Below are 25,855 nucleotides of genomic sequence, written 5' to 3'. Positions count from 1 at the left end.
GGGCATCCCCAGCGGCGCCGTCGCCGATCCTGCTCGGCACGTACTTCGTCGGCGGCCTGATGTCGGGCTCGGTCAAGGGATAGCCCCCCCCCCGACCGAGCCCGCCTGGCGGGCTACTGCGCGACGCGCCCCCGCACAGTCACGATGCTGCGCGGGGGCAGCGTCAGCGTCAGCCGGTCGCCGCTCACGCGCACCCCTTCGAACGCGGTCACCGTGACGGCATCCGGGTTCTCGAAGGTGTTGTGCGCGTCGGCCTGCTCGGCGGTGAGGATGTCGCTGCGCAGCAGCTCGCCGATCGCGCCTGGCAGCACGATCTCGATCTCGGCCGGGCGCTCCAGGCCGTAGTTCACCGCGCTCGCGGTGTACGCGCCGTCACGGTGCGAGAGCGTGACGTCGGTGTGCGCGGGCAGCACGCCGCGCACCGGAACCGACGTCGCGTCCTGGTGATCGGTGTAGAGCGCGAACGCGTGATAGGTCGGCGTCTTCAGCAGCCGCTCGCCGTCGGTGAGCAGCATGGCCTGCAGCACGTTGACCATCTGCGCGATGTTCGTCATGCGCACGCGGTCGGCGTGCCGGTGGAACACGTTGAAGTTGAGCGCCGCGACCACTGCGTCGCGCATCGTGTTCTGCTGGAACAGGAAGCCGGGGTTCGTGCCCTGCTCGACGTCGTACCAGGTGCCCCACTCGTCGACGTAGAGCCCGACCCGCTTGCCGGGGTCGTGCTTGTCCATCAGCTGGCCGTGCCTGGTCAGCAGGGTGTCCATCATCAGGGTGCGACGGATCGTGTCGTACCAGTCGGCGTCGCCGAAGCCGACAGCGGCGCCCTTCACGTCCCACTCGCCGGTCGGCAGCGTGTAGTAGTGCAGGCTGAGCGCGTCCATGTGGTCGGTGGCCCGTGCCATCAGCACGTCGGTCCACTCGTAGTCGTCGGCGTTCGCGCCGCAGGCGACCTTGGTGATGCGGTTGTCGCCGTAGTTGCGCACGTAGGTCTGGTACTGCCGGTACAGGTTCGCGTAGTGCAGCGAGGTCATGTTGCCGCCGCAGCCCCAGTTCTCGTTGCCGACGCCGAAGAACTGCACCTTCCAGGGCTGCTCGCGGCCGTGCCGCTTGCGCAGTTCGGCCATCTCGGTGTGGCTGTCGAGCGTCATGTACTCGATCCAGTCCTGCATCTCGGCGACCCCGCCGCTGCCGACGTTGCCGTTGATGTAGGCCTCGGCGTCGAGCTGGTTCAGCAGCTCGAAGTACTCGTGGGTGCCGAACTCGTTCGGGTCGACGACGCCGCCCCAGTGCGTGTTGACCATCGCGCCGCGCTGGTCGCCGACGCCCTTCAGCCAGTGGTACTCGTCAGCGAAGCATCCGCCCGGCCAGCGCACGACGGGCACCTTGATCGCGCGCAGCGCGTCGATCGCATCGATCCGGAGGCCGTTGCGGTTCGGGATCGGCGAATCAGGGCCGACCCACAGCCCCTCGTAGATGCCGCGGCCGAGATGCTCGGCGAACTGCCCGTAGATGCGGCGGTCGATGACGGGGGAGAGGGCGGAGGGAACGGCGGTGATCATGGTGCTCCAGGCGGTGGGGGATGGCAGAAGGTCGAGAACAATCTAGGGGGTCGGGAAAGCGTTGTCCAACGTTGTACGGCGTCAGCCGATCGAGGTCCACGCGCTCCCGGCCGCCGAGCTGCGCTCGACGGCGTCGAGCACGCGCTGCACATGCAGGGCTTCGGCGAACGAGGGCCGCGGCTGCGCGCCGGCGGCGACGGCCGGCACGAAGTCGACGACCTGGTGCGTGAACCCGTGCTCGTAGCCGAGCATGTGCCCGGTGGGCCACCACGATCCGGTGTACGGGTGCTCGTGCTCGGTGACGAGGATGCGGCGGAAGCCCTGCTCGAGCGCGGGGGCGGTGGCGTCGTAGAACTCCAGCTCGTTCATGCGCTCCATGTCGAAGGAGAGTGCGCCCTTCGATCCCGAGATCTCGAAGCGGAACGCGTTCTTGCGGCCGGTGCGGAACCTCGTGGCCTCGAACGAGCCGAGGGCGCCGCCGTCGAACCGGCCGTGGAACAGCGCCACGTCGTCGACGGTCACCGCACCGCGCTCGGCGGACGCGGTGCCGGAGAGCCCGACGCCCTCGCCCAGCAGCGGACGCTCGGGCACGAGGGTCTCGAGCACGCCCGAGACCGACTCGAGCCGCGAGCCGGTCACGTACTCGACCATGTCGATCGCGTGGGCGCCGATGTCGCCGAGCGAGCCGGAGCCGGCCCGGTCCTTCTGCAGCCGCCAGGTCAGAGGCGCCTCAGGATCGGTCAGCCAGTCCTGCAGATACTCCGCGCGCACCTGGCGGATCTCGCCCAGGCGCCCCTCGGCGACCAGCTGTCGTGCGAACACGGCCGCCGGGACGCGCCGGTAGGTGAAGCCCACCATCGAGAGAACACCACGCGTTGCCGCATCCTCCGCGGCGCGAGTCATGGCCACCGCCTCTGCGACGGTGTTCGCGAGCGGCTTCTCGCAGATCACATGCTTGCCGGCGGCCAGTGCGGCGAGCGCGATCTCGGCGTGCGTGTCGCCCGGGGTGACGATGTCCACGACATCCACGTCGTCGCGCTGCACGGCCTCACGCCAGTCCGTCGACGTCTGCGCCCAGCCCCATCGACCGGCGGCGTCCTCCGTCTTCGACGGATCCCGCCCGACCAGCAGATGCATCTCGGGGCGGAGCGGCAGGTCGAAGAACCGGGGCGCGACGCGCCATCCCTGGGAATGGGCGGCGCCCATGAAACCATGGCCGACCATGGCGATTCGCAGTGTAGACATCCGACCTCCGCGCGTATAAGTTGTCTCAAGCAACATAAATGTTGCGCGCCCGGATGTCCAGGAGAGAACCGAAGCAATGACAGCACCAACGCGTTCCGCGCTCATCGTCAGAGGGGGATGGGACGGGCATCATCCCGTCGAGGCCACCGACCTGTTCCTGCCGTTCCTGGAGAACAGCGGCTTCAGCGTCCGGATCGAGGACGGCCCTGCCGTGTACGCGGATGCCGAGACGATGGCGGGCGTCGACCTGATCCTGCAGTGCAACACGATGAACACCATCGAGCACGCCGAGGTCATGGGGCTGCGTGCCGCGATCGAGGCCGGCACCGGGATGGCCGGATGGCACGGCGGCATCGCGGACTCCTACCGCAACAGCTCGGACTACCTGCAGCTGATCGGCGGCCAGTTCGCGACGCATCCCGGTCGCCGGCCGGACGAGCGACCGGGCGACGAGCGCGACAACTATCTGCCCTACACGGTGAACATCACCGAGCTCGGCCGCACCCACGAGATCACCGAAGGTGTCTCCGACTTCACGCTCGACACCGAGCAGTACTGGGTGCTGCACGACGACCTGATCGACGTGCTGGCGACCACGACGCACCCGGTGCAGCCGTACCACCCGTGGCACCGGCCGATCACGTCGCCGGCGGTGTGGACCAGGCTCTGGGGCGAGGGGCGCATCTTCGTGGCCACCCCCGGTCACTCGCTCGACGTGCTGCAGGATGACAACGTGCGCGGGATCATCGAACGGGGGCTGCTGTGGGCGAGCCGATGACTCCGCTTCGCGTCGGGATCGTGGGGTGCGGGAACATCTCGGCCCAGTACCTCGACACGTTCTCGCGACTGGACACCGTCGAGCTGGTCGCAGTCGCCGACCTCGTGCCCGAGCGGGCCGCCGCAGTCGCCGCCGGGGTACCCGGTGCGCGTGCCCTCGGGATCGACGAGCTGCTGGCGGACCCGCAGGTGCAGCTGGTCGTGAACCTCACGATCCCGGCCGCGCACGCCGACGTGTCGCTGCGTGCGCTCGCCGCGGGCAAGGAGGTCTACACCGAGAAGCCGCTGACGGCGGACTCCGCATCCGCCGCGCAGGTGATGGATGCCGCGGCCGCGGCCGGCCTGTGGGTGGGGTGCGCACCCGACACGGTGCTCGGCACCGGCATCCAGACCGCGCGGAAGGCCGTCGACGACGGCCTGATCGGCCGACCGATCTCAGCGACGGCGACGATGATCACCTCTGGGCATGAGCGCTGGCACCCGAATCCCGACTTCTACTACCTCCCCGGCGGCGGGCCTCTGCTCGACATGGGGCCGTATTACGTCTCGGCGCTGATCCAGCTGCTCGGCCCTGTGGCCTCCGTGACCGGTGTCGCGAGCCGCCTGCGGGACGAACGAGTCATCGGGTCCGGCCCGCGTGCGGGCGAACGAATCCCGGTCGAGGTCGACACGCACGTCACGGGTGTGCTGACGCATGCGTCGGGCGCGCTGTCGACGCTGGTCATGTCCTTCGACGCGGTCGCGACCAGGGCGTCGAACATCGAGGTGCACGGCGAGAGCGGATCGCTCGTGGTGCCCGACCCGAACAACTTCGACGGCGAGGTGCTGCTGAACATCCTCGGCGGCGACGGCTGGACGGCGCTGCCGGTCTCCGCCGGCTACCCGCACGCGGGCCGGGGGATCGGCATCCACGACCGTGCCCTCGTCGGCCCGACGGAGGCGCGGGCATCCGGTGCTCTCGGACAGCACGCTCTCGATGTCATGCTCTCCGTGCTGCGATCCGCCGACGAAGGTGGCACGCTGCACCTCACCACTACCTGTGAGCGGCCATCGGCCGTGCCACTGTCCCCTGCCGAGGAGTACGCATGACCGAGACCACCGCCCCGATCCGCGTCGTCGTGTGGGGTGAGAACCGCCATGAGCAGATCGAGCAGAAGGTGCGTGACATCTATCCGGACGGGATGCACACCACGATCAAGGAGGGCATCGAGGAGAACCTCGGCGACCGCGCCGTCGTCAGCACAGTCACCATGGACGATCCCGAGCACGGACTCACCGAGGAGGTGCTCGCGAACACCGACGTGCTGGTGTGGTGGGGGCACATCGCACATGGCGACGTCTCGGACGAGGTCGTCGAGCGCGTGCACCAGCACGTGCTCGCCGGCATGGGCCTGCTGGTGCTGCACTCCGGGCACTGGTCGAAGATCTTCGGCAGGCTGATGGGCACCACCTGCACCCTGCGCTGGCGGGCGAAGGACGACCGCGAGATCGTGTGGACCGTCGATCCCACGCATCCGATCGCCCGCGGCATCCCGCATCCGTTCATCATCCCCGAGCAGGAGATGTACGGCGAGTTCTTCGACGTGCCGGCTCCCGACGAACTGGTCTTCCTGTCGACGTTCTCGGGCGGAGAGGTGTTCCGCAGCGGCATGACCTACCGACGCGGCTTCGGCAAGATCTTCTACTTCAGCCCTGGCGACCAGGACTACCCCGTCTACCACCAGGCCGAGGTGCGCCGGGTCATCGCCAACGGCGTCGAATGGGCGCGCACCGTGCGCCCCGAGCGCGTCAGCCCGGTGCTGCTGCGCTACGAGACCGAGGACTTCTACAACGGCCAGGGCTACCAGGGGGCGCTGGAGCGATGAGTTCGTTCCGGACCCTGCCCGGCGACCGCCCGCTGCGGATCGTGCAGGTCGGCGCCGGCGGGATGGGGCGCGCCTGGATCGGCACCATCGGCGATAACCCGGACGTCTCGCTGGTCGGCCTCGTCGATCTCGATCTGGACGTCGCGAGGGCGGCGCTGGCGGAAGCCGGACTCGAAGGCATCGAGATCGGCCGCAGCGCCGCCGAGGTGGCGCGCGTGACCGGGGCCGATGCCGTCGTGAACGTCACCGTTCCCGAGGCGCATCTCGTCGTCAACCGGGAGGCGCTGAACGCCGGGCTGCCCGTGCTCTGCGAGAAGCCGGCCGCGCCGACCGTGGCCGACGCGTCGTCACAGGCGGTCCTCGCCGAGTCGGCGGGCGAGCTGCTGATGATCAGCCAGTCGCGGCGATTCCTGCCGGGCCTGCGGGCGCTGCGGCGCGAGGTCGCCGAGCTCGGCGCGATCGGCACGGTGACGACCGACTTCTTCAAGGCCCCGCGCTTCGGCGGGTTCCGGGAGCGGATGCCGCACGTGCTGCTGGTGGACATGGCGATCCACGCCTTCGACGCGGCGCGGTACGTCGCCGATGCCGAACCGGTGTCGGTGTACTGCGAGGAGTACAACCCCGAGTGGAGCTGGTTCGACGGCGCGGCGAACGCGGTGGCCGTGTTCGAGTTCACCGGCGGCATCCGCTACGTGTACGACGGCAGCTGGTGCGCACCGGGAATGGAGACGTCGTGGAACGGCGCCTGGCGCGTGTCCGCGGCTCTCGGCTCCGCGGAGTGGGACGGCGAGGGTGCGCCGCTCGTGCACCGGCCGGATGCCGGTGAGCCGGTCTCTGCCGCGGTCACGGAGTCGCCTCGCGAGCTCGCCGGGTCCCTGGCGGCGTTCGTGTCGGCACTGCGCTCCGGATCGGCACCCGAGAACGCGGCATCCGACAACATCCGCAGTCTCGCGATGGTCGAGGCCGCTGTGCTCTCTGCCGAGAGCGGTCAGCGGGTGCTCATCCAGGACGTGATCGACGCGGCGCAGCGGTAGGCCGGGTCAGCGGCCGTCCGGCCTCCCGCCGCGGGGCTTGTCGTCGTCGTCCCAGGGGCCTTCGTACCAGGCGCCCTTGTCGTCGCGCTTCGGCCGCCGGAGCAGCTGCACGGCGAAGACGGCGAGGGTCGCCAGGCCGATGGTGATCATCACCAGGAACAGCAGGTCCTGCTGGTTCATGGGCGCTTCCCCTCTGCGGCATCCGCCACGATCTTCGCGATCCGGCTCGCGCGGGTCTCGGCGCGCTTCGCCATCGCGATCTGCGTGAGACCCATCTTGCGCGATGAGGCCGGGAACGCGTCCCAGCCGGCGCGCGCCGCAGGCGCGGCGTCCAGCGCCGCGGTCAGGTCGGCGGGCTCGATGCCCGCCTCGGGGCCGTCCAGCACCTCCCAGGCGCCGTTCGCCTTGGCGATCTCGATCGCCCGGATGCCGGCGGGTGCCAGCATCCCCTCGGCTTCGAGTCTCGCGACGCGGGCCTTGTTCGTCGCCGCCCAGCCGCTGGACGCGCGGCGAGGGGCGAACCACAGTCCGCCGATGCGTTCGTCGAAGCTGCGCACCGGGCCGTCGATCCAGCCGAAGCACAGCGCCTGCAGGATGGAGTCCTCGTAGCCGATGTGCACGTCGTCGTTGCCGGGTCGCGGGCGCACCAGCCAGGCGCCCTTCGAGGTGCCGTGGTTCTCGGTGAGCCAGGCGCGCCAGGTCTCGGCATCCGCCGCCACCACGCGCTCGCCCTCGTCGAGCGCGCCCATCAGCGATCCTCCGGCAGCAGGTCGGCGACCGAGCCGACGACCTCGTCGGGGCGGAACGGGTACTTCTCGATCTCGGCGCGGTCGCTGATCCCGGTGAGCACCAGCACGGTGTGCAGGCCCGCCTCGATGCCCGCGACGATGTCGGTGTCCATCCGGTCGCCGATCATCCCGGTCCGCTTGGAGTGCGCGCCGATCTTGTTCAGCGCCGAGCGGAACATCATGGGGTTCGGCTTGCCCACCACGTACGGCTCACGGCCGGTGGCCTTGGTGATGAGCGCGGCGATCGCACCGGTCGCGGGCAGCGGTCCCTCGGCGCTCGGCCCGGTGGCATCCGGGTTGGTGACGATGAACCGCGCCCCGGCGTCGATCAGCCGGATCGCCTTCGTGATCGCCTCGAAGGAGTAGTTGCGGGTCTCACCGACGACCACGAAGTCGGGGTCGGACTCGGTCATGATGAACCCCGCGTCGTGCAGGGCGGTGAGGATGCCGGCCTCGCCGATCACGAACGCCGATCCGCCGGGCACCTGCTGGCTGAGGAAGTCGGCCGTGGCGAGCGCCGAGGTCCAGATGCGGTGCTCCGGCACGTGCAGCCCACTGGCACGCAGGCGCGCGGAGAGGTCGCGCGCGGTGAAGATCGAGTTGTTCGTCAGCACCAGGTACGGGATGCCGGCGTCCTCCCAGCGCGCGAGAAGCTCGGCCGCGCCGGGAATGGCGTCGTTCTCGTGCACGAGCACGCCGTCCATGTCGGTGAGCCAGCATTCGATCTCGGAGCGTTCTGCCATGACGCCCAGCCTAGAGCGGCACGTGAGTCACGGGTGCGCGGTGAAGAACTCCGCGACGCGGTCGGGCCAGGCCTTGATCGTCGCGATGTCCTCCGCGACCTCGAGCTCCGCGTGCGGCATCAGCTCGGCGAGACGCTCGGCGGTGGAGAGCGGATGCCCCGGGTCCGTCGCCCACGGCAGGATCAGTGCGGGGGTCCCGATGCGGGCGACCTCCTCCTGTGCGGGCAGGTCGCTGACGCCCGCGCCGCGGAACACCGCGGGCAGCACGGCCATGTCGATGCTCGGCGGTCCGGGGTTCCAGCGCTCGGCGAAGATCTCCGGCACGGGGGCTGTGGCGGATGCCGCCACGAAGTCGTCGAGCGTCATCGTCTCGGCCGCTGCAGCGGTCGCCTCGTACACGCGCTGCTGGAGCTGCCTGGTCTCCCACGCGGTCGGCGGCGCGGTGAGCGCGACCGAGCGGAAGCGCTCCGGGCGGCGGGTCAGGGCGTGCAGGATCGTCGCCGTTCCCATCGACGAGCCGATCGCGTGCACCGCTTCATCCGGCGAGATCGCCTCGGCGAGCGCGAGCAGGTCGGTCGCCAGGTTCTCCCAGCGGTAGTCGTCCGGCTCGTCGCGGCCGGCGGTCTCGCCGTGGCCGCGGGCGTCGTACGCGACGACGCGGAACCCCTTCTTCACGAGCCGGTCCCACTCGGTGAGCGCCTGCTCGCGGTCCGCAGCGCGGCTCATCGTCAGGCCGTGCGCGATGATGACGACCGGCCCTTCACCGTGTGCGTCGAAAGCGAGCTGCGCGGTGCCGACGTCGAAGAAGCGCGTTCCCATGCGCACAGCCTATGGGTGGGCTCAGGCCGTCAGCCAGATCACGCCCGCCGACCCTTCGGGCAGCGCCACGGCGCGCCCGTCCTGCTCGACGCCGGCGGCCGTCACGACGAGCTCGGATGCCACGCCGATGCCGAGCGCCTCCAGCGCCCGCAGCAGTTCCGGATCGCGGTCGTCGACGCGCAGCACGCGGCCGGCGTGGCCGGGCGCGGCATCCGCCAGCAGCACGAACGGCTCGCGGGTGACATGCCCCGCGGCATCCGGGATCGCGTCGCCGTGCGGATCGAATCGCGGGCGGCCGAGCCGTTCGTCGATGCCCTCCAGAAGGCGGTCGCTGATCGTGTGCTCGAGCACCTCGGCCTCGTCGTGCACCTGGTCCCAGGCGTAGCCGAACTCGCGCACCAGCCAGGTCTCGATGAGGCGATGCCGGCGCAGCATCTCGAGGGCGCGGCGCTCACCGGCATCCGTCAGCTTCACGGCCCCGTAGGGGACGTGCGAGACGAGACCGGCGGATGCCAGCTTCTTGACCATCTCGGTCACGCTCGACGGGGCGATGCCGAGCTTCGCGGCGAGCTGCGACGGGGTGATCGGTGCGTCCTGCCACTCGGTGTGCGAGTAGACGGTCTTCAGATAGTCGTCTGCGGCGGGGGAGGCCATCAGCCCTGTCCGACCATGCGCACGATCTCACCGAAGGCGATCTGACCCGCGAAGAAGCAGATCGCGAAGCCGGCCATCGCGGCCAGCAGCGAGAGGCGGCCGTCGTAGTCCTCGACCCCCTGCGTGCCGATGCGACGTGCGCGGAACGCGAGGACCAGGGTGATCACGCCCAGCGCCAGCTGCACCCACGGGCCGCCGAACGGCAGCAGATAGGGCATGAACAGCAGCAGCACGCCCAGCGCGCCGGTGCCCAGCGAGAACCAGGTGCACAGGCGCATCGCGCGGCGCGCATCGGAGTCGTCTCGATTCTGGGTGGCGGCCATCACTCCAGCCTACTTTGCGCTCCGATCACGTCTGCACGACGGCGACAGGTGCGGAAGGCACCGTATGCAACGTTGGAATGAATCGTGTCAAAACGCTTGACGGTGCCGGTGCCGGCGAGTAGCTTCGGGCACGGAAAGCGCTATCCAATCGGGCCCCGGCCCAGAGGAGATTCGATGATGAACCCCAGATCCCATCCGTTCCGATCCGCGCTGGCGGTGGTCGCCGCGGGATGCCTGCTCGCCGGAGGTGCGCAGTCCGCCTTCGCCGCACCGCCCGCTGCACCTGCGGCGGCCCACAAGCCGGCCACCAGCACTCCCCAGCACGAGACCCTCGACCGTGGCCTCGTCGCGGTGTCCACCGGCTCCGGCGTGTTCCTCAGCTGGCGGCTGCTCGCCTCGGAGGCCACCGGCGCGACCGCCACCGGCCTGACCGGCGCGGACTTCGCCGTCTACCGCGACGGCGAGCGCATCGCGGTCGTGACCGACAGCACGAACTACTCCGACGAGGCCGGTACGGCCGAGTCCGAGTACACCGTGGCCCCGGTCGTGAACGGGGTCGAGCTCGCGGCATCCGCTCCGGTGACCGCGTGGGCGCAGGGCCACTACGACCTGCCGCTGCAGAAGCCCGCCGACGGCGTCACGCCCGCAGGCGAGGCGTACACGTACTCGGCCAACGACGTCTCGGTCGGCGACGTCGACGGCGACGGTCAGTACGAATACGTCGTCAAGTGGGACCCGTCGAACTCGAAGGACGTCTCCCAGCGCGGCTACACCGGGAACGTCTACCTGGACACCTACGAACTCGACGGCACGCTGCTGAACCGGCTCGACCTCGGCGTGAACATCCGCGCCGGCGCGCACTATACGCAGTTCCTCGTCTACGACTTCGACGGCGACGGCCGCGCCGAGACCATGCTGAAGACCGCACCGGGAACGAAGTCGATCCAGTACCGGGCCGACGGCACGGTGAAGAGCGAGAGCTACATCACCATGCCGAAGTCCGACCTGAAGGCCGGCTACGCGAACACCGACGACTACCGCCTGAGCGCCGCCGACTACGAGGAGCACCTCGTGGAGATGTTCCTCGGCTGGAGCGAGCGCCCCGAGGTGGTCTCCGGCCAGTGGCCGGCGACGCTCGAGGAGGCATGGGGGATGCCGGTGACCCACGAGTATCCGCTCACGCGTGAGAGCGCCGAGGAGCTCGCCGACACGTTCATCGACGTGTACGCGCCCAGCCGCAGTTCGAAGAACCTGCTGCGCGAGTTCGAGGGCTTCATCGTCGACGGCCCGGAGTACCTCACGGTCTTCGACAGCGCGACGGGTGAGGAACTGCAGACGATCGACTACCCGACCGAGCGCGGTGACGACGGTCTGCTCTGGGGCGACTACGCGATGGCTCGTATCGAGCCGGGCAACCGCGTGGACCGCTTCCTCTCCGGCGTGGGCTACTTCGACGGGCAGCATCCGTCTGCGGTGTTCGCCCGCGGGTACTACACGCGCACCACCGTCACCACACTCGACTGGGACGGCAAGAAGCTCACCCAGCGCTGGCAGGTCGACAGCGGCCAGGTGCCGATGACGAACCCGTTCAACGACGGCCCGCACGGTCGCGACGGCACCGATCCGGTGTACGGCGGGATCACCACGCAGGGCGACCACTCCCTGAGTCTCGCCGACATCGACGACGACGGCCGTTCGGAGCTGATCTACGGCTCGGCGACGCTCGATGACGACGGAAGCCTGCTGTACAGCTCGCACGACGTGCTGCCCGAGGGCAGCGCGGATCCCGGTGCCGACGTCCGGCTCGGGCACGGCGACGCGATGCACGTGACCGACATCGATCCGAGCCGGCCCGGCAAGGAGATCTGGACCGCCCACGAGGGCGGCACGTACGCGCCCTACGGCTCGGCGCTGCGCGACGCCGCGACCGGCGAGGTGCTGTTCGGCGCCTACTCGGGCAAGGACACCGGTCGCGCGATGATCGGCGACGTGCGTCCGGACGTGCCCGGCATCGAGGTGTGGTCGAGCATGCCCGGCGGCACCGACGCGAGCGGCCTGCTGAGCGCGAAGGGCGAGATCCTCTCGGCGGCCACGCCCGGCACGAACATGTCGATCCGCTGGGCCGGCGACCTCACCACGCAGATCGTGAACGGCAGCGGCACCGCGACGCCGACGATCGACGACTGGACGCGCGGCACGCTGCTCACCGCGGACGGCGCGCTCACGAACAACGGCACCAAGGGCAACCCGTCGCTCGTCGCCGACGTGCTGGGCGACTGGCGCGAGGAGCTGCTGGTGCGCACGGCGGACTCGAGTGCGCTGCGGTTCTACACGACCACCGAGCCGACCGAGCACAAGCTCACGACGCTGATGCAGGACGTGCAGTACCGCACCGAGACCGCGCGTCAGCAGACGGTCTACAACCAGCCGGCATACACCTCGTTCTACCTGGCGAGCGACGTCGACTGGGCGAACGTTCCCGTGCTGACCGCACCCGTGGCCCCGGCAGCGCCGGTGTTCAAGGACCGTCCTGGCACCGCGCATGACGAGGTGCAGCTGCCGCGCACCTCAGGCGTCACGTACTACGTGAACGGCGAGAAGGCGGATGCTGCCAACCACAAGGTCCGTGTGACCGGCGAGGCGACGGTCGTGGCCGTGCCGGATGCCTGGTACCGCATCGCCGACGGCGCCCTGTCGCAGTGGACGGAGACGTTCGCAGGCTGATCGCAGAGCGCCCCGGGGTCGTCGTCTTCGCGACGGCCCCGGGGCGTCACGGTCGGGCGCTGACCCGTCTCGCGGCGCCGACTGCACCGCTTCGCGACGACCGCACGGGTTGTCGACGTCGACAGGCGGTGCTGTCGACGACAACCGGTTCACTCGGCGGCAACCGGTTCAGCCGTCGGATGCCGGTGCCCTACCGCCATCACCCGGTCGCGATCAGCACGAGCAGCGTCGCGTTCAGCGCGATCAGCAGCACCGAGCACAGGATGCCCAGTGCGGTGGTCAGGCGCCGGTTCGCGTGGCCGCCCAGGGTGCGGCGCTGCGCCGTGAGGACGACCAGCGGGATGAGCGCGAACGGGATGCCGAACGACAGCACCACCTGGCTCAGCACGAGCGCGAGTGTGGGATCGAAGCCGATGGCCAGGATGAACAGCGCCGGGATCAGGGTGACCAGGCGTCGGGTGAGCAGTGGCACTCGCACCGACAGCAGTCCGTGCATGATCTCCGCGCCCGCGTAGGCGCCGACCGACGTGGACGCCAGCCCCGAGGCCAGCAGACCCACGGCGAACAGGGTGCCGATCACGGCGCCGAGGTTCTCGCTGATCGCAGCGTAGGCACCCTCGAGCGAGTCCGTGCCGTCGACGCCGGCGAGGTTGGCCGCGGCGAGCAGCAGGATCGCCAGGTTCACGGAGCCGGCGATGATCATCGCTACGGTGACGTCCCAGCGGGTGGCGGTGAGGAGGGTGCGGATGCTCGGCGGATCGGGGTCGCGAGGATCCCCGAAGCGGTCGCGTGCGAGGGCGCTGTGCGCGTAGATCGCATGCGGCATGATCGTCGCGCCCAGGATCGACGCCGCCAGCAGCACCGATCCGCTGTCGGTGAAGCGCGGGATCAGCCCGCTCGCGACGCCGGCCGGATCGGGTGGGGCGACGAACAGGCCGGCCACGAAGCCGATCACGATCAGCGACATGAGGCCGATGATGACGAACTCGAAGTGCCGGGGGCCGCGGCGCGACTGCACCAGGAGCAGTCCCATCGACACCGCGCCCGTGATGATGCCGCCGAGCAGCAGCGGGATGTCGAACAGCAGGTTCAGGGCGACCGCCCCGCCGAGGACCTCGGCGATGTCGGTCGCCATCGCCACCAGCTCGGCCTGGAGCCAGTAGGCGCGCCGCGCCCAGCGGTTGCGGATGCGCTCGCCGAGGACCTCGGGAAGGCTCTGCCCCGTGACGACGCCGAGTTTCGCGGAGAGGTACTGGATCAACCAGGCCATCAGGTTGCCCGCCAGGACGACCCACACCAGGAGATAGCCGTAGCGAGCGCCGGCGGTCATGTTGCTGGCGACGTTTCCCGGGTCGAGATAGGCGACGCCCGCGACGAGTGCCGGTCCGAGCAGCCAGATCCCGCGCAGCGGTGACCGTCTCGCGCCGCGCACCGGGGCGAGAGGCGTCGTCGTCGCAGATTTAGGCATACCGAAATCCTAGCCAGTTTTCGGCATACCTAAAAGTCTGTCGCGTGTCCGCCGCGGCTACGCTGGTCGGGATGGAAGAGCAGACTCCCGACGCCTCGACCGGCTCGGCGACCCAGCCGGGATACGGCGTCGGTCCGTGGCCCGGCGAATGGCCGGAGGGCCCGCAGTACGACCCGGAACTGCTCGAGCGGGGCGACACCCGCAACGTCATCGACCGGTACCGGTACTGGCGCATGGAGGCGATCGTCGCCGATCTCGACACGAAGCGGCACCCGTTCCACGTCGCCATCGAGAACTGGCAGCACGACATGAACATCGGCTCGATCGTGCGCAGCGCCAACGCGTTCCTCGCCGACACCGTGCACATCATCGGCCGTCGCCGGTGGAACCGGCGCGGCGCGATGGTCACCGACAGGTACCAGCACGTGGTCCATCACGAGGACGTCGCGACGTTCGCGGCCTGGGCTGCGGATGCCGGCATCCCGATCATCGCCGTCGACAACGTCGGCGAGGCCGTGCCGGTCGACCGTGCCGACCTGCCGGAGCAGTGCGTGCTGCTGTTCGGTCAGGAGGGTCCCGGGCTCTCCGATGAGGCGCTCGCCGTGGCATCCGGCCACATCGAGATCACCCAGTACGGGTCGACCCGCTCGATCAACGCGAGCGCCGCCGCGGCCGTCGTGATGTACGAGTGGTGCCGCCGGTACGCAGTCTGATCAGGATCGATCAGTCGCGCTGGATGCCGAAGCTGTGCTTCATGAGCGCGTTGACGTCACTGTCGAGGCGGTCGATGCGCTGATGCATGCCGCGGAACTCCGAAGAGATCTCCGTGCGCAGGGCCCCGATCTCTGTGCGGATGATCCTGATGAACATCGTCGACATGAGGGTGATCATGCCGAAGAGCGCGGCGGCGAAGACGCCGATCAGCGTCCAGACCTGCGGTTCATTCATCGTGAGCACTTCTCCATCATGTCCTGTTCCCCGCGAGCGTGCCACGGTCTGCCGACGGCACCGTGTGCTGGCCCTGCGCACGCGGACAACTCGCCGGACGGCATGACTGTGGAGGATCACTCGCATCACCCGCCGGGGTGATGCGGCCCGCCCGGCCGCATGCCAGCATGGGGGCATGCCGCGCGCCTCCCTCCGGCTCGACCTGCTCGTCCCCGTGCTGCTCGCGGTGATCCTGCTGCCGGCGTCGCTGGTCGCGCTCGCCCAGCAGCCGACCGCGCTGCCCCTGCCGTTCGCGCTCGCCGCCGGGGTCCTGTTCGTCGCGCTGCACGTCGTCTCCTTCCTCGCGTCCCGGCATCCGCTCGGTGCGTTCGCGACGGCCAGCGCGATCATGCTGCTGCTGGCCGTGTTCCCCGTGGCTGTCGGCGTGACCACGGCGCTGTACCCGTCCGCGCTCGCCTACCTGGTGTGCGTGCATCAGGTGGCGGTTCGCTGCGAGCGGCGTCATGCGCTGCTCGCGATCATCACCGCCGTCATCGGGTCGGGGTTCGTGGCGCTCACCGCCCCCGAGCTGATCGACCCGATCTGGAAGCTCGGCGCCTTCCTCGGCCTCGTCGCCGCGAACGCCGCGGCGTGGGCGTTCGGTCTGCTGCAGCGACTGCGCCGCGCGCAGGCGGCCGCGCAGGAGGAGGCGCGCGTGCGCGCGGCGCTCGCCGATGAGCGGACGCGCATCAGTGCCGAACTGCACGACGTGGTCGCGCACTCGCTGACGGTGATGATCGCGCAGGCCGAGGTCGCCCGCGGATTCCTGCGGGAGCAGCCCGAGGTGAGCGAGCGCGCCCTCGATGTGGTGCTGGACAGTGGCCGCAGTGCGCTGCGCGGCATGCGGGGGATCGTCCGGGATGATGCGCCGCTGCAGCCGACTGAGGGGCTCGACGCTCTCGAGGACGTCATCGCCGGCGCCCGCAGTCCGGAGACCCGCATCGACCTGAGCGAGCAGGGCGCGCGACGCCCGCTCGCCGCACCCGTGCTGCTGGCCGTGCTGCCGGTGGTGCGCGAGGGGCTGACGAATGCGATCCGGCACACCGCCCCTCCGCGCGCGGTGCAGGTGCGGTTGGAATGGGGCACTGACCTGGTGATCACGATCGACGATGACGGCGGCTCCGGAGCATCCGGAGCGGGACTCGGCAGCGGAACCGGGCTCGCCGGACTCGCTGAGCGCGTGCGCCTGGCCGGGGGATCGCTCGAGTCCGGGCCGATGGGGCACGGCTGGCGGCTGCGCGCAGCGCTGCCGGTGGAGGAGGACGCATGACCGTGCGGGTGCTGCTCGCGGACGATCAGGAGCTGCTGCGCGAGGCGCTCGCCATGATGCTCTCGCGCGACGAGCGCATCGAGATCGTCGGGTCGGTGGGCTCCGGCGACGAGGCGATCTCGTTCGTGCACGCGCGCGCCGTCGATGTGGTGCTGATGGACGTGCGGATGCCCGGGACCGACGGTATCGCCGCGACCGCAGAGGTGCGCCGCATCCGCCCCGGCACCCGCGTGCTGGTGCTGACGACGTTCGACCTCGACGAGTACGTGTTCGGCGCGATCCGCGCCGGGGCGAGTGGATTCCTCACCAAGGACGCGACGCCGCAGGCGGTCGCCGACGCGGTCGTCGCCGTCGCGGACGGCGAGGCGGCGATGGGGGATGCCGCGATCACCGCGATGGTGGGATTCGTGCGCGAAGGCGCGTCGGCGGGGGATGCGGATGCTGCGCTCGCGGCACTGAGCCCGAGGGAACAGGAGGTGCTGCGGCTGCTGGCGTCGGGCGCGGGCAACGACGTCATCGCGCAGCGGCTGTTCGTGTCGCCGAACACGGTGAAGACGCACGTGAAGGCGGTGCTCGCCAAACTGGGCCTGCCCGACCGGCTGCACGTCGTCATCTGGGCGTACGAGAACGGGATCCTGCGGCCCGGTGGCGGGCAGGGAAGTCACCCGCAGGGGTGAGGACGATCGTCCCGGCGGGCGACGCGGGCGGATGCCGCGGATTTCTACCGTCGAGTCATGGACATTCGGACGAGAACGACCCTGCCCCTGCTGGCCGCCCTGTGCGCTGCGGCGATCGCGGCCCTCTCCCTGCTCCGGCTGGCGGCTCCGGTATTCGCCGCCTGGTACGCCGGGCTGCCGCCTAGCCTGCTCGACCGGGTCGTGGATCCGTTCGTCGCGGCGGTGATCGGGCTGCTCGTCGGCGTCGTCGGCGTCGTCGTGTCGCTGGCGCTGTTCGCCAGGGCACGCGGGCGCGAGATCTCCGGCGCGACCGGGGTTGTCGCCGTGGCCGTCACCGTCGTCGCACTCGTGCTCGCGCCCGGCAACGCCATCCCGGTCGCCGGCTACACGTTCGCCCTGACGGCGATGGGGATCGTCATCGTCGGGACGGTGCTGCTGGCGATCCGGCGGCCGCTCGTCGGGATCCCGGTGGCGGCCGCGCTCGTCGCGGTCGGCGTGTACGCAACGATCCGGCTGGGCGGCGAGCCGCTGCTGCCGGACGTGCTCGCGAGCCTGATCGATGAGATCCCGCAGATCGCGGTCACCGGCGCCTATCTGGTGCTCGCCGCCGGCATCGTGCTGAGCGCGATCGGTGACGGACGGGGCCGTGGTGCTGTCGCTCGGTGGGTGCTCGCGCACCGGGTCGCGATCACTGTGGTCGCCGCATCCTGCGCCGCGCCGTACGCGTTCGTGCGGGCGACCTGGCTCACTCCCTGGCCGCTGTTCGGCCCCGGAGCCGAGGTGCTGGCCTCCACCCCGGACGTGATGGTCATCGGGCTTTCGCTCGGGTTCGGGATGCTGATGGCCGGGCTGCTCACGCTGGGCCTGGTGCTTCCGTTCGGCGAGCGGTTCCCGCGGTGGTTCGCGGGCATCGGCGGGCGCGCGGTGCCGGTCGGCCTGCCGGTCATCTCGGCGATGATCGTGGCCGTGCTGTTCATCGCCGGCGGGGCCGAGTTCCTCACCTCGGTCATGGAGGGGCGCTTCGCGCCGGTGGGCGCGGCGGCGCAGATCGAGTTCGTCGTCGTGTTCCCGTTCTGGTTGTGGGGCCCCGCGCTGGGGCTGGCGGCCTGGGGGTATGCGATGAACCGGGCTGATCGGGCGACGGCCGAGTCGGATGCCGCAGAGCGGGGGCCGGTGGCGGCGCCGACAGCGGATGCTGCGCTCCGCTCGCGCAGGCTCTATGAGCTCGAGTTGCACGAGAGCCGGGAGGCGTGAGGCGGCGGTGTTCGCGTGCGCGGCTGCGGAACCTGTGCGCAACTGCGGATCCGGAAGGCGACGCGCCGGCTGATGGCAGCGGACACCGGCGGGTCGTGCCGCGGCATCCGAAGTTGGGCACGCTGCGCCACCAAGATCCGGTGCCCGTCTGGCCTTCGGGTCAGGCGGGCAACCGCATCCAGGCATCCGTCCTGACTCGCCAGCCGAGCGTGCCGAGGCGCGCGAGCAGGTAGACGCCGAAGAACGCGACGGCGAGCCAGACGAGGCCGGCGGTGCCGTCGACGCCGGTGGCGGCGATGATCCAGAGCGCGGGCAGGAACGGGACGAGATTGAGCACGCCGACCACGGCGAGGTACTTCGCGTCGTTCGCGCCCATCAGCACCCCGTCGAGCACGAACACGATGCCGGCGATCGGCTGGGCGATCGCGAGCACGATGAGGGCGGGCTGGATGAGTGCGGCGACGGTGGCGTCGCCGGTGAAGAGCAGGCCGAGCACGCCGGAGAGCGCGGCGATGATCGCGCCGACGATGACGCCGAACCAGGCGCCCCAGGCGACTGTGCGGCGCAGCACGTGGTGCACCTCGCCTTCGTCGCCCGCGCCGAGGGACTTGCCGATCAGTGCCTGCGCGGCGATCGCGAGGGCGTCGAGGGCGAACGCGGCGGTGGAGAACATGGTGAACACGATCTGCCACCCGGCGAGTTCGTCGGTGCCGATGCCGGTCGCGACGCCGACGGTGGCGAGCAGGGCGACGCGCAGGCTGACCGTGCGCAGGAACAGCCAGCCGCCGGAGCGTGCGGTGCCGCGGATGCCGTCGCGCTGCGCGCGCAGCGAGGCGCCGTGGCGGCGGGCGAGGCGCTGCACGACGAGGGCGTAGGCACCGACCATGCCCCACTGGGCGAGCACGGTGCCGAAGGCCGAGCCGGCGATGCCCCAGCCGAAGCCGTAGATGAACAGCCAGTTCAGCAGGGCGTTCGCGGCGAAGCCGAGGCCGGCGATCCAGAGCGGGGTGACGGTGTTCTGCATCCCGCGCAGCAGGCCGGTCGCGGCGAACACGATGAGCATCGCCGGCAGGCCCCACATCGAGATGGAGAGGTAGATGCGGGCTTCGGATGCCACGGCCTCGGAGGCGCCGAAGAGCGAGACGAGCCACGGTGAGGCGAGCGCGCCTACGACGGCGAGCACCGCGCCGAGGCCGAGGGCGAGCCACATCCCGTCGATGCCTGCAGAGACCGCGTCGCCGGGCTTGCCCGCGCCGAAGCGGCGGGCGACGGCGGGGGTGGTCGAGTAGGCGAGGAACACCATCAGGCCGACGATGGTCTGCAGCACCGCGCTGGCGATGCCGAGCCCCGCGAGGGGGACGGTGCCGAGGTGACCGACGAGAGCGGCGTCGACGATGAGGAACAGCGGCTCGGCGACGAGCGCGCCGAGCGCGGGGACGGCGAGCCGCAGGATCTCGCGGTTCAGGGTCGGGTTCGGCACGGGTTCGAGCCTATTCGAGTGCGGGGACGGTCCTTCGTCTCGCTGGGGGTCGGGGTATCCGAGGAGCCGAGGCGCAGCCGGAAGCCGGGGCCCGGAACCGCGTGAGCCGCGGCCGTCCGGAGAGACCGCAATCGGAGGAGCGGGGCGCTGATCTCTCAGGAGCCGGGAGCGTCGTCGGGTTGCGGCGCATTCGCGCTGAGCCGGGGCGCCGGGCGATCGGGTGCCCGACGTGCCTGCGAGACGGGGTTCCGGGCCAGGATGCGAGGGGCGTCATGGGTCACGCCCCACTCCCGCGAGCGCCGGGGAGCCTGGCCAGCCCGCGCTCAGGACCGGACCTGGATCAGGCAGCGATCGCGTACCGAGCCCGGCCGCCGAGGCGGGGCGTGCGGGACGGGTCGACGTGCGGAGGTGGGAGGAACCAGACGCGGGCGGCCGTGCCGGTGCCGTCGATGCGGATCTCCCAGCCGTTGTCGTGGATGCGATGGTGGCAGCTCTCGCAGAGCAGGATGCCGTTGTCGAGGTCGGTGGGACCTGCGTCGCGTTGCCACCATCGCAGGTGATGGACCTTGGTCATGTCCGGCGGAAGGTCGCACATCGCGCATCCGCCGTCGCGTTCGGCCAGCGCGAGCTTCTGCGCCCTGGTGAACAGCCGCCGCTCACGGCCCCAGTCGAGGATCTCGCCCTCAGAGTCCAGCACGCACGGGATGATGCCGCCGCCGGCGGCCATCCGGCGCACCGCGCTGACGCTGATCGGGGCGTCGGTGCCGTCGATCGTGCCGTGACCGATGCCGGAGGTGAGGTCTTCGAGGTCGATGCGCACGACGACGGTCGCGCCGTGCAGCGGCACGTCCGTGTGGGTGCACGAGAGCATGTGCTGGCAGAACAGCGTGATGGCGTCGGCCTGCATCATCTGCACGGTGCGGTGGTCGGCGTCTGGACCGTCTGGGTCGACGGCGTCTTTGCGGGCGGCGAACTGGGCGGACACATAGCCCTGCACAGCTGCGCGGATCGCAGCGCCCTCTTCGACCGGGGTGACGAGATTCACGTGCAGGTTGCCGTCGCGCTCGAACATCGTCGCCGACCGCTGTGCCCGGCGCTCCTCTTCGGAGGGTTCGATGCCGTCGGGGTCGAGGTGGGCTTCGAGGTTCACGATCAGCTTGCGCACGTTGTCGAGCGACTGGCCCGCCGCCCGGTCGGAAAGGAATTCCTCGGCCTCGGCCGTCTGCTCGGCACCGATCTTGATGCGCACCCGGTCGAGGAGCGCGATGATCTGCGCGGCGGCAGCCATGCTCAGCTCACCGGCGGCGATGCCCCTCTGCAGGAACGGGTACTTCGCCGGCAGCTTCTCGCCGAGCAGGTTGGAGCGCGGTGCGATCGCCTCGCCGACCCTCACCAGCTGGGCGGCCTCGCCCGTGGTGCCGCGGGTCGACGCCGCGATCAGCTGCGTGGTGCTGCGATATCCCTGCTGCTTCGCCAGGGCATCCGGACCGAGCTCGGTCCGAGATTCGTGCGAGATCTCGGCGGCGACCTCGGCGAGCAGGGCATCCATCTGGCGGCGCGCCAGCGTGAGTTCCTCGCTCGCGCGCATCAGCTGTGCGCGTGTCATATCGGTCGCATCCTCAGCATCCGCCCACGCCGCCTCGAGACCGGTGACGGTCTCGAGAAGTGCTGACAGGTGCGTTGTCATGCCTCCAGGATATAGAATCTATCTACGATAGTAAAGCAAGTTCTTGAGAATCGAGAATAGAAGATTTGAGTGACCTGCATGCCGTCGACCGCACCACTTGCCGACGAGCGCTGCTGCCGGAATGCGCCCCGCGGGTCGAGCGTTTCACCCTGCATGGACGCTCCCGAACCCGACCGCCTCGCCGACGCCACCCGTATGGGTGCGGTGACTCTGCTGGTCGGCGACCTCGACGCGATGACCCGGTACTACCGCGATGTCGTCACGCTGCAGGTGCTCGCCGCCGACGGCGACGCCGTGACGCTCGGCCGGGCGGGGAATCCGATCGTCGTGCTGCGTCATGAGGCGGGGCTGCGGCACGCGGCATCCGGCTCTGCGGGGCTGTACCACACGGCCATTCTCTCCGAATCGCAGGCCGCGCTGGCCGCCGCGGTCTACTCGGTGGCCAGGAACGCTCCTGGCACGTTCACCGGCAGTGCGGATCACCTGGTCAGCCAGGCCTTCTACTTCACCGATCCGGAGGGCAACGGCATCGAGCTGTACTGGGATCGGGCGCGCACCGAGTGGTCGTGGACGCACGGACAGGTCGAGATGGCGACGCTGTACCTCGACCCGAACGCGTACCTCGGCGAGCATCTGACCGAGGCCGTCATGCAGGGATCGACGGCCGCGGATGCGGCATCCGTCGGTCACGTGCACCTGTCGGTGGGCGACGTGGCGACGGCGCGCAGCTTCTACGTCGACGCGCTGGGCTTCGACGCCACGGCGGAACTCGGTACGAGCGCCCTGTTCGTCAGCGCCGGCGGATACCACCACCACATGGCGATGAACGTGTGGGAGTCGCGCGGAGCAGGACGGCGGATGCCGACTCTCGGCCTGGGGCGTGTCGATCTGACGCTCCCTGATGCCGATGCGCTGGGCGCTCTCTCCGAGCGGCTGCGCGACCACGGCCTCGCCGTGCGCGACGACGGCCGCACGGTGAGCTTCGACGATCCGTGGAGCAATCTGCTGCAGGCATCCGTCGGGTGAGTCGCACGCGCCGGCCGACGTAGGCTGGCGGTGACGGAGGTGCACGATGACCGATCCGAAGGATGAGCAGGATGCTGCGGCGTACGCCCCTCGTGGTTCCGCGCTGAACGCGCAGAACATGGCCGAGCAGGTCGAGACGGCGATCCAGATCGCGATCCGGCAGGGAGCGTTCGACAACCTGCCCGGCGCGGGAAAGCCCATCGAGGGACTGGGCACGCACCACGATCCGGACTGGTGGATCAGGCGCAAGATCGAGACCGAGAACCTCACGGGCATCGGGCCACCGGCGATCATGCTGCGCGACGAGGATCGTCGGATGCCGGAGACGCTCGACGGGTTCCGGCGCGAGGTGGACGTCCGGGAGTATCTCGAGGACTTCAACAAGCGCGTGATCGATGCGCGGCGGCAGCTGCTGGGCGGGCCGCCGGTCGTCACGAAGACGCGGGACGTGGATGCCGAGGTCGCGAGCTGGCGGGAGCGTCGGCAGCCCGGTCGTTGAGCGAGCGGAGCGAGACGAAACGTGACTCGTGGTGTGTGGGTCGCGGGTCGGGGCGTGCCCTGCGCTCGCAGAGTGGGACCTTCCCGCCGGCTGGAGCGGGCAAGCCCGCTCCAGCCGGCGGGCCCCTCCCAATGCTCGCTCCGGGAATGCCCCGACCCGCTCATGCATCTGGAGGTGGCGCTGCACGCGCGGGGGGAAAGGTATGGGGGAGAAGCGTGAGGGAGGGTGAGAGACTCATCGGTCGTTGAGCGAGCGACGAAGGAGCGAGACGAAACGTCTGGTCTGCTGCGGGGCGAAGGGCCTAATCTCGGGAGTGGGCGCTGGGGAGTGCCCGATCGAGTCTCGGAGAGGTCTGGGGACGAATGGCTCGTGGAGACAGGGGAAAGCCGCACGTGCGCACGGAGACCGTGCTCATCTGGTCTGCGCTCGGAGTGTTGGCGATCGGGTTGGCAGTCCCGATGTCCGGGATGCTGGGCGACGTGTGGTCCGACGGAACGGACAGCGGCGTCGTGGACGAGGCGCTGCCGCCGGCGTGGCAGGTCGTCGAACTGGAGACACCGGAACCCGTGGTGAGTACGGAGCCCTCGGTGGAGCCTCCGGCGGAACCCGTCGCGACCTGGAAATGCGGGTGGGATCCGACGTACAACGATGACTGGCACGACGACGTGCTCTGCACGAAGGGAATGGAGTCGGACCGTCCGGCACTCCTCCCCGAGCAGGAGTTCATCACGAAGGCCGACATGATGGTCGCCGCGCGCGAGTACGAGAAGAAGCTCAATGGATGACTTCGAGAGCGGGTTCTCTCTCTTCGGGATGCTCGCCGGAGTCGGTGTGCTGCTGGCGCTGGTGGTGTATCTCGGGCTGACGTTCCTCGTGCTGTGGGGCATGTACTGGCTGATCAGGCTCGCCGTGCGACACGGCACGATGGACACCGCGCGCTGGCAGCGGGCCGGCATGCCGGATCGGATGCCGAAGCGGATGAAGCGTCCCCGGCGCGTGCCGCCGCCGTCGTATTTCGACGATCGTCCGCGGGGCCCGCGCGATTGGTGACGAGCCTCGGGCTCATCAGGGCGGCGTTCCGGTGAGGCCCGAAACAAGATAGTTGTGAATAGAGCTTGCTTTCAGCGAACTCCAAGGTCCATGATTCTCGCAGGGAGAGAGCCCGCTGGGGAGTGGGCGTCTTGATCTGGCTCTGGGGGCCGGGGAGATCCGGACGTTTGGCGTATCTGGGGACATACGTCGGTCTGCAGAGTGCGTTACCCAACCCACTCGAAAGGACAATTCCCATGCTCAAGGCATACGCAAAGGCGCAGGCTTTCATCAATTCGCGTCGTGTCGTCGAGGCTGAAGAGGGCGCGACCGCAGTCGAGTACGCGCTCATCGTCGGGCTCGTCTCGCTGATCATCATCGGGGCGCTCGCCCTGATCGGTCCCGCGGTCGTCAGTTTCGTCAACACTGACATCATCCCCAAGCTCTGAACTCATCGCAGCGGGGTCATGCGACGCGACGCGCGTACTGTGCCATTGCGTCGCATGACCGTCGTCCGATCATGAGAATCCAAGATTCAGAGCGCGGAGCAGCCGCCGTTGAATTCGCTCTGATCGCGGTGCCGTTCCTGCTGCTGATCTTCGCGCTCCTGGACCTCGGCTGGATCTTCAACCAGCAGCTGGCGGTCACGACTGCGGCGCGCGAAGCGGTTCGCATCTATGCGGTCGAGCAGCAGAACGGAAGCGCCGCCGCGATCGCAGAGGCTGAGAGCCGCGCGAGCGACCTCGTGCAAGGCGCGCTCAGTTTCGACTGGCAGGAGTGTTCGAGCAACGTCGAGAACGAAGACGCCACGGTGACCGTCAGCACCCCGCTCACAGACCTGACCGGATGGGTCGTGGTCATCGCACCGGAGTCGACGCTGTCAGCGAGAGGAACAATGAGATGCGGCGGATGAACGCGCGTGACGCGAGCTTGAGCGAACGCGGCGCTGTGGCGGTGCTGTTCGCCTTCCTCGCGGTACCTCTGCTCGTCGTGCTCGCCTTCGTCTGCGACGCCGGCCTGCTTTACTGGGAGAAGGCGGAACTGCAGAACGGTGCTGATGCGGCAGCGCTCGCGGTCGCACAGAATTGCATCCAGAACGCCTCCGACTGCAGCAGCGGCGCCAACACCGTCGCCGCGGCCATCGCGAGTGACAACGCGAACGACGACGCGAGCGCGGCAACGGTTGATCCCGGGCAGTCTCTGCTGCAGCAGAGTCACGGGAAGGCGTTCGTCACGGCAAGTTCGCCAGCGGGCAACGGGGTGGCGCATCCCTTCGCGTCGCTGCTCGACCCGCAGACGTCCACCACGCTCCAGGCGACGGCGAGCGTCGAGTGGGGTGCGCCGGTCAGCGGCAGCGCCGTCGCGCTGACCATCGCGAAGTGCGAGTTCGTGGACCTGCCTCCGCAGGAAGCCGACGTCGCAAACCCGGTGCGGACCTGGATCACCATCGAAGAGGACGGGAACGGTGTCAAACAGTCGAACTGCAGTGACGGTTCACCCGGTGGGTTCGGGTGGCTGGATGGGACGAACTGCGTCGCGGAGATCTCCATCGACACCACTGTCGGCGGAACTACAGGTATCCAGCCCAACTCGAACAAGAACGGTTGCTCGGCATCTGTACTGCAGAGCAACCTCTGCAAGGTGATTCTCATCCCTCTCTATTCGTCGAGCACCGGCTCCGGTGCGAGCGCAACTTTCACGATCGAGAGGTTTGCGGCTTTCAAGCTGACGGGCTTGAAGACCAGCGGCGCCAACTCCGACGTCTATTGCGGGGGCAATGCCCTGGCACCGGAGCCGCCTGCGCCTAAGGGAAAGACCAAGGGCATCCAGGGCTATTTCGTCCGTTACGTCGAATTGGGCGAAGACTTCCAACTCGGCAGTGGCGGGCCGGACGGAGCTCTCACGATCGTGAGATTCACCTCATGAGACGAGCGTCCACCGGGAACA

Annotated in this window: 28 protein-coding genes; 16 read left to right on the top strand and 12 right to left on the bottom strand. The window is 69.6% G+C overall.

Annotation, left to right across the window (positions count from 1 at the left end; genetic code table 11):
- Window positions 1–113: 113 nt before the first annotated feature.
- Together GON06_RS16480 and GON06_RS16475 are read right to left on the bottom strand one after the other, a co-directional pair.
- Window positions 114–1,559, bottom strand: coding sequence for an alpha-N-arabinofuranosidase (locus GON06_RS16480; protein ID WP_157313401.1), 1,446 nt, complete (start codon window positions 1,557–1,559; stop codon window positions 114–116).
- Window positions 1,560–1,640: 81 nt separating this feature from the next.
- Window positions 1,641–2,783: a Gfo/Idh/MocA family protein gene (locus GON06_RS16475; RefSeq protein WP_157313803.1), complete on the bottom strand. Its 1,143-nt coding sequence runs from the start codon at window positions 2,781–2,783 to the stop codon at window positions 1,641–1,643.
- Between the two features lie 97 nt (window positions 2,784–2,880).
- Between GON06_RS16475 and GON06_RS16470 the strand changes: the two genes are divergently transcribed.
- Genes GON06_RS16470 through GON06_RS16455 form a run of 4 tightly spaced genes read left to right on the top strand, consistent with a single transcriptional unit; the run spans window position 2,881 to window position 6,480 of the window.
- Entirely contained in the window at window positions 2,881–3,582 is a 702-nt protein-coding gene (locus GON06_RS16470; protein WP_157313400.1) for a ThuA domain-containing protein, read from the top strand.
- Window positions 3,579–4,670, top strand: a complete 1,092-nt coding sequence (locus GON06_RS16465) for a Gfo/Idh/MocA family protein (RefSeq protein ID WP_157313399.1) — start codon at window positions 3,579–3,581, stop codon at window positions 4,668–4,670. Before GON06_RS16470 ends, GON06_RS16465 begins: the two co-directional genes overlap by 4 nt.
- Window positions 4,667–5,446: a ThuA domain-containing protein gene (locus GON06_RS16460; RefSeq protein ID WP_157313398.1), complete on the top strand. Its 780-nt coding sequence runs from the start codon at window positions 4,667–4,669 to the stop codon at window positions 5,444–5,446. The genes GON06_RS16465 and GON06_RS16460 overlap by 4 nt, the downstream gene beginning before the upstream one ends.
- Window positions 5,443–6,480, top strand: coding sequence for a Gfo/Idh/MocA family protein (locus GON06_RS16455; protein ID WP_157313397.1), 1,038 nt, complete (start codon window positions 5,443–5,445; stop codon window positions 6,478–6,480). Before GON06_RS16460 ends, GON06_RS16455 begins: the two co-directional genes overlap by 4 nt.
- Before the next feature lie 6 nt (window positions 6,481–6,486).
- Here GON06_RS16455 and GON06_RS18565 read toward each other — a convergent pair whose 3' ends face one another.
- From GON06_RS18565 to GON06_RS16430, 6 genes are read right to left on the bottom strand one after another with little or no spacing between them, the layout of a single operon-like run.
- The gene (locus GON06_RS18565; RefSeq protein ID WP_198346737.1) at window positions 6,487–6,660 is read right to left on the bottom strand and encodes a hypothetical protein; all 174 of its coding nucleotides are present in this window, start codon (window positions 6,658–6,660) and stop codon (window positions 6,487–6,489) included.
- On the bottom strand, window positions 6,657–7,229 hold the full coding sequence (locus GON06_RS16450) for a YdeI/OmpD-associated family protein (protein ID WP_157313396.1): 573 nt from the start codon (window positions 7,227–7,229) through the stop codon (window positions 6,657–6,659). The genes GON06_RS18565 and GON06_RS16450 overlap by 4 nt, the downstream gene beginning before the upstream one ends.
- A complete protein-coding gene (locus tag GON06_RS16445; protein WP_157313395.1) occupies window positions 7,229–8,011 on the bottom strand; it encodes an HAD-IIA family hydrolase in 783 nt (260 codons plus the stop codon). The genes GON06_RS16450 and GON06_RS16445 overlap by 1 nt, the downstream gene beginning before the upstream one ends.
- Window positions 8,012–8,038: 27 nt before the next feature.
- Window positions 8,039–8,830: an alpha/beta fold hydrolase gene (locus GON06_RS16440; protein WP_157313394.1), complete on the bottom strand. Its 792-nt coding sequence runs from the start codon at window positions 8,828–8,830 to the stop codon at window positions 8,039–8,041.
- Window positions 8,831–8,851: 21 nt separating this feature from the next.
- Complete coding sequence (locus tag GON06_RS16435; RefSeq protein WP_157313393.1) at window positions 8,852–9,484, bottom strand: metal-dependent transcriptional regulator; 633 nt, start codon at window positions 9,482–9,484, stop codon at window positions 8,852–8,854.
- Window positions 9,484–9,807 carry a hypothetical protein gene (locus GON06_RS16430; protein WP_157313392.1) on the bottom strand — a complete coding sequence of 108 codons (324 nt, stop codon included), beginning with the start codon at window positions 9,805–9,807 and terminating at the stop codon, window positions 9,484–9,486. The genes GON06_RS16435 and GON06_RS16430 overlap by 1 nt, the downstream gene beginning before the upstream one ends.
- A 177-nt stretch (window positions 9,808–9,984) precedes the next feature.
- On the opposite strand from GON06_RS16430, the gene GON06_RS16425 reads away from it, so the two are divergent.
- The gene (locus GON06_RS16425) at window positions 9,985–12,531 is read left to right on the top strand and encodes a rhamnogalacturonan lyase (RefSeq protein ID WP_198346736.1); all 2,547 of its coding nucleotides are present in this window, start codon (window positions 9,985–9,987) and stop codon (window positions 12,529–12,531) included.
- Window positions 12,532–12,730: 199 nt separating this feature from the next.
- Here the strand turns inward: GON06_RS16425 and GON06_RS16420 are convergent, their stop codons facing one another.
- Entirely contained in the window at window positions 12,731–13,999 is a 1,269-nt protein-coding gene (locus GON06_RS16420) for an Nramp family divalent metal transporter (RefSeq protein WP_157313390.1), read from the bottom strand.
- Between the two features lie 71 nt (window positions 14,000–14,070).
- On the opposite strand from GON06_RS16420, the gene GON06_RS16415 reads away from it, so the two are divergent.
- On the top strand, window positions 14,071–14,712 hold the full coding sequence (locus GON06_RS16415; protein WP_157313389.1) for a TrmH family RNA methyltransferase: 642 nt from the start codon (window positions 14,071–14,073) through the stop codon (window positions 14,710–14,712).
- A gap of 10 nt (window positions 14,713–14,722) precedes the next feature.
- On the opposite strand, the gene GON06_RS16410 is transcribed toward GON06_RS16415, so the two are convergent.
- The gene (locus GON06_RS16410; protein WP_157313388.1) at window positions 14,723–14,947 is read right to left on the bottom strand and encodes a hypothetical protein; all 225 of its coding nucleotides are present in this window, start codon (window positions 14,945–14,947) and stop codon (window positions 14,723–14,725) included.
- Window positions 14,948–15,122: 175 nt separating this feature from the next.
- Here GON06_RS16410 and GON06_RS16405 point away from each other — a divergent pair, with 175 nt between their 5' ends.
- From GON06_RS16405 to GON06_RS16395, 3 genes are read left to right on the top strand one after another with little or no spacing between them, the layout of a single operon-like run.
- Window positions 15,123–16,256, top strand: a complete 1,134-nt coding sequence (locus tag GON06_RS16405) for a sensor histidine kinase (protein WP_157313387.1) — start codon at window positions 15,123–15,125, stop codon at window positions 16,254–16,256.
- Window positions 16,253–16,933: a response regulator transcription factor gene (locus GON06_RS16400; protein ID WP_157313386.1), complete on the top strand. Its 681-nt coding sequence runs from the start codon at window positions 16,253–16,255 to the stop codon at window positions 16,931–16,933. The genes GON06_RS16405 and GON06_RS16400 overlap by 4 nt, the downstream gene beginning before the upstream one ends.
- Window positions 16,934–16,990: 57 nt before the next feature.
- Complete coding sequence (locus tag GON06_RS16395) at window positions 16,991–18,187, top strand: hypothetical protein (protein ID WP_157313385.1); 1,197 nt, start codon at window positions 16,991–16,993, stop codon at window positions 18,185–18,187.
- A gap of 160 nt (window positions 18,188–18,347) precedes the next feature.
- On the opposite strand, the gene GON06_RS16390 is transcribed toward GON06_RS16395, so the two are convergent.
- Together GON06_RS16390 and GON06_RS16385 are read right to left on the bottom strand one after the other, a co-directional pair.
- Entirely contained in the window at window positions 18,348–19,667 is a 1,320-nt protein-coding gene (locus tag GON06_RS16390; protein ID WP_332837648.1) for an MATE family efflux transporter, read from the bottom strand.
- A 340-nt stretch (window positions 19,668–20,007) separates the two neighbouring features.
- Complete coding sequence (locus GON06_RS16385) at window positions 20,008–21,354, bottom strand: HNH endonuclease signature motif containing protein (protein WP_157313384.1); 1,347 nt, start codon at window positions 21,352–21,354, stop codon at window positions 20,008–20,010.
- Window positions 21,355–21,507: 153 nt separating this feature from the next.
- Between GON06_RS16385 and GON06_RS16380 the strand changes: the two genes are divergently transcribed.
- The 7 genes from GON06_RS16380 (at window position 21,508) to GON06_RS16350 (ending at window position 25,834) form a co-directional block, all read left to right on the top strand.
- Window positions 21,508–22,380 (top strand): VOC family protein, encoded by an 873-nt coding sequence (locus GON06_RS16380; protein ID WP_157313383.1) that lies wholly within the window; start codon window positions 21,508–21,510, stop codon window positions 22,378–22,380.
- A gap of 46 nt (window positions 22,381–22,426) precedes the next feature.
- Window positions 22,427–22,879 carry a J-domain-containing protein gene (locus GON06_RS16375; protein WP_157313382.1) on the top strand — a complete coding sequence of 151 codons (453 nt, stop codon included), beginning with the start codon at window positions 22,427–22,429 and terminating at the stop codon, window positions 22,877–22,879.
- Window positions 22,880–23,271: 392 nt separating this feature from the next.
- Window positions 23,272–23,664 (top strand): hypothetical protein, encoded by a 393-nt coding sequence (locus tag GON06_RS16370; RefSeq protein WP_157313381.1) that lies wholly within the window; start codon window positions 23,272–23,274, stop codon window positions 23,662–23,664.
- Window positions 23,657–23,929 (top strand): hypothetical protein, encoded by a 273-nt coding sequence (locus GON06_RS16365; protein WP_157313380.1) that lies wholly within the window; start codon window positions 23,657–23,659, stop codon window positions 23,927–23,929. The genes GON06_RS16370 and GON06_RS16365 overlap by 8 nt, the downstream gene beginning before the upstream one ends.
- 236 nt (window positions 23,930–24,165) lie before the next feature.
- Window positions 24,166–24,357: a Flp family type IVb pilin gene (locus tag GON06_RS16360; RefSeq protein WP_157313379.1), complete on the top strand. Its 192-nt coding sequence runs from the start codon at window positions 24,166–24,168 to the stop codon at window positions 24,355–24,357.
- A gap of 71 nt (window positions 24,358–24,428) precedes the next feature.
- A complete protein-coding gene (locus GON06_RS16355) occupies window positions 24,429–24,821 on the top strand; it encodes a TadE/TadG family type IV pilus assembly protein (protein WP_157313378.1) in 393 nt (130 codons plus the stop codon).
- A complete protein-coding gene (locus tag GON06_RS16350; RefSeq protein WP_157313377.1) occupies window positions 24,818–25,834 on the top strand; it encodes a pilus assembly protein TadG-related protein in 1,017 nt (338 codons plus the stop codon). Before GON06_RS16355 ends, GON06_RS16350 begins: the two co-directional genes overlap by 4 nt.
- Window positions 25,835–25,855 lie beyond the last annotated feature (21 nt).

This window comes from Microbacterium sp. MAH-37, from assembly GCF_009758255.1.
Taxonomy (GTDB): domain Bacteria; phylum Actinomycetota; class Actinomycetes; order Actinomycetales; family Microbacteriaceae; genus Microbacterium.
The sequence above is the reverse complement of the archived record's forward strand: the minus strand, read 5'-3'. Positions and strand labels throughout refer to the sequence as shown.

Excerpts from the sequence above, each read along its gene's own strand:
- GON06_RS16435 (WP_157313393.1), bottom strand. The coding sequence starts at position 9,484 with ATGGCCTCCCCCGCCGCAGACGACTATCTGAAGACCGTCTACTCGCAC.
- GON06_RS16480 (WP_157313401.1), bottom strand. The coding sequence starts at position 1,559 with ATGATCACCGCCGTTCCCTCCGCCCTCTCCCCCGTCATCGACCGCCGC.
- GON06_RS16420 (WP_157313390.1), bottom strand. The coding sequence starts at position 13,999 with ATGCCTAAATCTGCGACGACGACGCCTCTCGCCCCGGTGCGCGGCGCG.
- GON06_RS16405 (WP_157313387.1), top strand. The coding sequence starts at position 15,123 with ATGCCGCGCGCCTCCCTCCGGCTCGACCTGCTCGTCCCCGTGCTGCTC.
- GON06_RS16440 (WP_157313394.1), bottom strand. The coding sequence starts at position 8,830 with ATGGGAACGCGCTTCTTCGACGTCGGCACCGCGCAGCTCGCTTTCGAC.
- GON06_RS16380 (WP_157313383.1), top strand. The coding sequence starts at position 21,508 with ATGGACGCTCCCGAACCCGACCGCCTCGCCGACGCCACCCGTATGGGT.
- GON06_RS16455 (WP_157313397.1), top strand. The coding sequence starts at position 5,443 with ATGAGTTCGTTCCGGACCCTGCCCGGCGACCGCCCGCTGCGGATCGTG.
- GON06_RS16360 (WP_157313379.1), top strand. The coding sequence starts at position 24,166 with ATGCTCAAGGCATACGCAAAGGCGCAGGCTTTCATCAATTCGCGTCGT.
- GON06_RS16430 (WP_157313392.1), bottom strand. The coding sequence starts at position 9,807 with ATGGCCGCCACCCAGAATCGAGACGACTCCGATGCGCGCCGCGCGATG.
- GON06_RS16350 (WP_157313377.1), top strand. The coding sequence starts at position 24,818 with ATGAACGCGCGTGACGCGAGCTTGAGCGAACGCGGCGCTGTGGCGGTG.
- GON06_RS16415 (WP_157313389.1), top strand. The coding sequence starts at position 14,071 with ATGGAAGAGCAGACTCCCGACGCCTCGACCGGCTCGGCGACCCAGCCG.
- GON06_RS16470 (WP_157313400.1), top strand. The coding sequence starts at position 2,881 with ATGACAGCACCAACGCGTTCCGCGCTCATCGTCAGAGGGGGATGGGAC.
- GON06_RS16395 (WP_157313385.1), top strand. The coding sequence starts at position 16,991 with ATGGACATTCGGACGAGAACGACCCTGCCCCTGCTGGCCGCCCTGTGC.
- GON06_RS16475 (WP_157313803.1), bottom strand. The coding sequence starts at position 2,783 with ATGGTCGGCCATGGTTTCATGGGCGCCGCCCATTCCCAGGGATGGCGC.
- GON06_RS16450 (WP_157313396.1), bottom strand. The coding sequence starts at position 7,229 with ATGGGCGCGCTCGACGAGGGCGAGCGCGTGGTGGCGGCGGATGCCGAG.
- GON06_RS18565 (WP_198346737.1), bottom strand. The coding sequence starts at position 6,660 with ATGAACCAGCAGGACCTGCTGTTCCTGGTGATGATCACCATCGGCCTG.
- GON06_RS16365 (WP_157313380.1), top strand. The coding sequence starts at position 23,657 with ATGGATGACTTCGAGAGCGGGTTCTCTCTCTTCGGGATGCTCGCCGGA.
- GON06_RS16445 (WP_157313395.1), bottom strand. The coding sequence starts at position 8,011 with ATGGCAGAACGCTCCGAGATCGAATGCTGGCTCACCGACATGGACGGC.
- GON06_RS16425 (WP_198346736.1), top strand. The coding sequence starts at position 9,985 with ATGAACCCCAGATCCCATCCGTTCCGATCCGCGCTGGCGGTGGTCGCC.
- GON06_RS16465 (WP_157313399.1), top strand. The coding sequence starts at position 3,579 with ATGACTCCGCTTCGCGTCGGGATCGTGGGGTGCGGGAACATCTCGGCC.
- GON06_RS16355 (WP_157313378.1), top strand. The coding sequence starts at position 24,429 with ATGAGAATCCAAGATTCAGAGCGCGGAGCAGCCGCCGTTGAATTCGCT.
- GON06_RS16385 (WP_157313384.1), bottom strand. The coding sequence starts at position 21,354 with ATGACAACGCACCTGTCAGCACTTCTCGAGACCGTCACCGGTCTCGAG.
- GON06_RS16400 (WP_157313386.1), top strand. The coding sequence starts at position 16,253 with ATGACCGTGCGGGTGCTGCTCGCGGACGATCAGGAGCTGCTGCGCGAG.
- GON06_RS16375 (WP_157313382.1), top strand. The coding sequence starts at position 22,427 with ATGACCGATCCGAAGGATGAGCAGGATGCTGCGGCGTACGCCCCTCGT.
- GON06_RS16460 (WP_157313398.1), top strand. The coding sequence starts at position 4,667 with ATGACCGAGACCACCGCCCCGATCCGCGTCGTCGTGTGGGGTGAGAAC.
- GON06_RS16410 (WP_157313388.1), bottom strand. The coding sequence starts at position 14,947 with ATGAATGAACCGCAGGTCTGGACGCTGATCGGCGTCTTCGCCGCCGCG.